This window comes from Candidatus Hakubella thermalkaliphila (assembly GCF_013281975.1).
Lineage (GTDB): Bacteria > Actinomycetota > Humimicrobiia > Hakubellales > Hakubellaceae > Hakubella > Hakubella thermalkaliphila.
Genome location: NZ_BLRZ01000133.1, coordinates 1 through 3799 on the forward strand (window position 1 = coordinate 1; position 3799 = coordinate 3799).

General features: G+C 44.7%; 5 protein-coding genes. All 5 read right to left on the minus strand.

Annotated elements, in window-relative coordinates; all coding sequences use genetic code 11:
• On the minus strand, positions 1-645 hold a 645-nt coding region (locus HW443_RS09720), incomplete at its 3' end, for an Ig-like domain-containing protein (RefSeq protein WP_176238117.1).
• A gap of 233 nt (positions 646-878) precedes the next feature.
• Positions 879-1298 carry a zinc ribbon domain-containing protein gene (locus HW443_RS09725; protein ID WP_176236062.1) on the minus strand — a complete coding sequence of 140 codons (420 nt, stop codon included), beginning with the start codon at positions 1296-1298 and terminating at the stop codon, positions 879-881.
• Positions 1299-1346: 48 nt separating this feature from the next.
• Positions 1347-1790, minus strand: a complete 444-nt coding sequence (locus HW443_RS09730) for a zinc ribbon domain-containing protein (protein WP_176236063.1) — start codon at positions 1788-1790, stop codon at positions 1347-1349.
• Positions 1791-1792: 2 nt separating this feature from the next.
• Complete coding sequence (locus tag HW443_RS09735; protein ID WP_258188998.1) at positions 1793-2476, minus strand: zinc ribbon domain-containing protein; 684 nt, start codon at positions 2474-2476, stop codon at positions 1793-1795.
• Positions 2477-2934: 458 nt separating this feature from the next.
• Positions 2935-3483 carry a zinc-ribbon domain-containing protein gene (locus tag HW443_RS09740; RefSeq protein WP_176236065.1) on the minus strand — a complete coding sequence of 183 codons (549 nt, stop codon included), beginning with the start codon at positions 3481-3483 and terminating at the stop codon, positions 2935-2937.
• Between the last annotated feature and the right edge of the window lie 316 nt (positions 3484-3799).

Consider the following 3799-nt stretch of genomic DNA (forward strand, 5'->3'; position numbering starts at 1 on the left):
TTCACCCCCATAGGTCTTCTCCCAGAGAACCTTACCTGTAGGGTCCAGCTTCAGGATATAGAAGTCAGAATCTCCTGCCCCGAAAGACTCTGTATATCCAGCTACGATGTAGCCACCATCCTTGGTTTGTTGGATGGAGAAGGCCCTATCTAAATCTTTACCCCCGTAAGTTTTCTGCCAGAGCAGAAGTACTTCAATATTAATACTTTGCTTAGCTCTACCCCCTCTACCATCAGAGACCGAGACAGTAAGGGCATAGGTGCCAGCAGTCTTGGGAGCAGTGTAGGTTACGGTAGAACCTTCCCCTGAGATTGTGCCAGCCTCAGCCTGCCAGGTGTAGGTTAAGGTATCACCATCTTCATCGGTAGCAGAAGAGGTTAGGGAAACTATCTCATTTATCGCTACCACTGAGGGTGCCTCTAAACTTACAATCACTGGTGCCTTGTTTCTGGTAAGGAAGAGATAAACTCCTACTGAAGCTATTAGTAGGATAATTACTCCCACCAAGATACCTTTTACTGGGGTATTTTTAAACCTTCTCTCTCCTACTGATACTTGGGGTTCAATACTCACCTGGGTTCCACACTTAGGGCAGAACCTTAAACCACTACTAATCTCACCACCACACTTTGAACAATATGGCATCTTTTAAACCTCCCTTCTTTTCTTTCAGGCTCTTACTCTGAAAACCTCACTCACACTTTTTGTTCTCCTAATTATCTCTTCTACACAGTATCAAATAACACCTTCTCTATAATGATAAACCTCCCCCTTTTGCCAGTGAGACGATAAAAACAACAATACACCCTCTCCACAGGATAGGAGATTTATAAAGCTTTTACAAAAAGCTATAGTTTACTGCTAAGTGTACTCCAAAGCTATCGGCGTTTTATCCAGACGGAACCGTCATCAGCAATTATCCTGTTACCTTCTATTGTTCCACTACTCGTAGGGAAACCAGGAACTATGAAAGTTAACCTGTTACCCTCCCTTTCCCACCTTCCATCAATTCTCATTCCCCACATTGTTAGAGAAAAGGTACCATCTCGTTTGATTTCTGTAAAATATGCTGGAAAATTCTCCATCTCATATGTTCCGTATATACCTAAGCCCCGAGGCAGAATAACAAGGACTACCAATAGAATTAAAATGAGAGCTACGGCACCGAGTATAAGAGGTTTGCTAATCACTCTTCGTGTTGGTTCTGCTCTAACTTGAAAGTCAAGTTTAGTAGCGCAATTAGAGCAGAACTTCGCCCCTACTTCATTTTCCGTTCCACAATTTGGACAGTATGACATTTTTCATCCTCCTTTAAATTTTATTAACCAGTAGTTGGTATTGGCTGTTTATCTTCGCTTCCAAATACCACCTAAACCCATTATTTGGTCGTCTTTTATTATTGCTGGGGCACCTATGGCGAAGGGAAGGAGAAGCTCATCACTGGGGGACACCTCAAAATTTATCTGATCATCTTCAATAATCTCCCATGTTCCATTAATCTTTACACCCAATACATACAAATTCATTATAAAGGTGTGGTCTCTTTTGAGTTCCAAATGTGAAGAGGGAAATACTAAGGATCGGTAAGACCCGTAGATATCGTTACCCTTAGGGGAAGTAAGAAGAACAATTGCCACAATTACAATGAGAAGAGCTGTTGCTCCTATAACTATGGCTTTTACAGGAAGACCTTTAGTTCCTTCAACTACTGATTCGAGTTTGGTTCCACAAGCTAAGCAAAACCTGGAACTTGGGTTGTTCTCCTGTCCACAGTTAGGGCAGTAAGGCATGTTTAATCCCCTCCCTCTTCTCCTTTCAGTTTATAGCCACAGGAAGTGCAAAATGATGCATCTACCTTAACAAGTGCACCGCATTTACCGCATTTAGGGGGAGCCTGGGTAACAGTAGCTATAGGAAGCTCCTTACCACAGTTACCACAGAACTGGAAGGGGCTGACCTGAGAATTACAGTGGGGACAGGTGACGGTCTTGGTAGCGGTTGGTGCTGGTCTCTGTGAGGTGAAGAGTTCAGTTACAGCACTTGATCTGGTAATGAGCATGGTGATTATATTGTAAAGCGGGTAGGCAGCTGCAAGTAGTAAGACTACAGGGTATAACCAAGGCAGGTCAGCTCGATAAAGCCAAGGCATGAATATGGTATCAAAGCCCGTGTAGATAATGACTATGGTGATTAGGTAAGCTAAGTTTGTGATCAAGGTGGATATCTCCGGGAAAGAAGGCACGATGTCTATCATCAGGTACGAGATATCCTTAACGAAGGAGATAATGATAAAAGTGATAATGATTAATATGATTGAAGCGGCTAAATCTGCTACGGTAAGATGCTCAATTAGCCTCGCATCCATACCTGGCAACCTGATAACAACAGCCCTTATGATGGCTAAAACTATCACAGAAATAACAAGACCTACTACTTTTTGAATTAAACGAGACAACTCACTTCTTGATGTGTTCATCACAACAAGATACCTCCCTTTTTAAAGATTTAATATTACAGAAAGTTGACTTTTTAATCTTTTCTCCCTTGGCCATGGCGTTCCGTAGGCCCTTGCGAGTTTTATCATTCCTTTCTCCTATGATTATTGCCCTCTTTTAGCTTTTTCCATTTCTTCCTTCTCCCTCTCTTTTATATTTATAACAACCATAAAAGACTATCAACCCTCCAATAACAACCATCCCTAACCCCAAGAAACCATAGAAGGTGTAAGACCTCTAGTATCCTTAATTCACCGCCATATGAGCAGGATAAGGGCAAAATGCCTTTCTATCCCGCTCCGATTAAATCTACTCCTGGGCCACCCGCAGGACGGGCAGAACTTGGAGCCAGGCTTCAATTCCGAACTACAGGAGACACAGGCGAGTGCAGGGGCAAAAGCCTCATCCACCGCTGCTTCTGATTCGGGTAGAGACAAAACTACCACTGTAAAAGATCTTCCGGAACCACGTACCATTTGCCGTTTCGTTTGACCACCGGAATGGGAGCTGTATTTACCTCCGTTTCATCCCGGTATTTGAATTTCATGGTCACCTCTACCTCGGCCCTACCGTTGAAGATTCTTTCTTTTCCGACAATAAACTCCAGCGACATGGCATCCTCGGCTGGCCAGTACTCTTCGGCCATTTCCGAGATGAGTTCTTCCAGTTCCATATCGCGTTCCTCCAGGAGCTCCTTCACAAAGGCGGGGTCCATTAACCGGACTATCCGGGCTGCATCGCCCTGTTCCGCGGCTTCTACAAAAGCCTTCACTACCGCCCGGGGCGAGGAATGCGGCCCTCTCCAGCCCGTAACCATAATGACTAAAACAAGCAGTACCGCTAGAACACCACCTAACACCGCCAGGGATTTCACCAGGTGGGGAGAAACCCCCATCTTTCCTCTGGCAACCGCTCCAACCGGGGTGCCGCACCCGTTGCAGAAACGATCTCTCGGCTCCACTTTCTGACCGCAGTGGAAACAAAACATGTCTTAACACCTCCTTTTCATTATCCTATTGGCGCACAACCTACGACCGGCTCCACACATGCGGTAAGGCCAAGCGCCCTTCCGGCAGCCCTGTTTGAATCCGAAACAGCAACGCCACGGGTTCCAGCGACATTTTGAGAAGTTGTCTAAAGAGGGTGTCCAAAAACTAAGGGCATTTTGCCCAAGGTGGGGAATTACTCCTACATGAGATCTGATTTTGAGGTCAATGTGGGAAGTTTTATGCGAAATTAGCTCCTTTTTAGGGGCGAAGTGGGAGATGAGTTTTTGAAATTGGAGTTTTTAGACAGCCTCTAAA

Bases quoted from the DNA above. Each gene is read 5' to 3' on its own strand.
- HW443_RS09730 (WP_176236063.1), bottom strand. From the start codon at position 1,790: ATGCCTTACTGCCCTAACTGTGGACAGGAGAACAACCCAAGTTCCAGG.
- HW443_RS09725 (WP_176236062.1), bottom strand. From the start codon at position 1,298: ATGTCATACTGTCCAAATTGTGGAACGGAAAATGAAGTAGGGGCGAAG.
- HW443_RS09740 (WP_176236065.1), bottom strand. From the start codon at position 3,483: ATGTTTTGTTTCCACTGCGGTCAGAAAGTGGAGCCGAGAGATCGTTTC.
- HW443_RS09735 (WP_258188998.1), bottom strand. From the start codon at position 2,476: ATGAACACATCAAGAAGTGAGTTGTCTCGTTTAATTCAAAAAGTAGTA.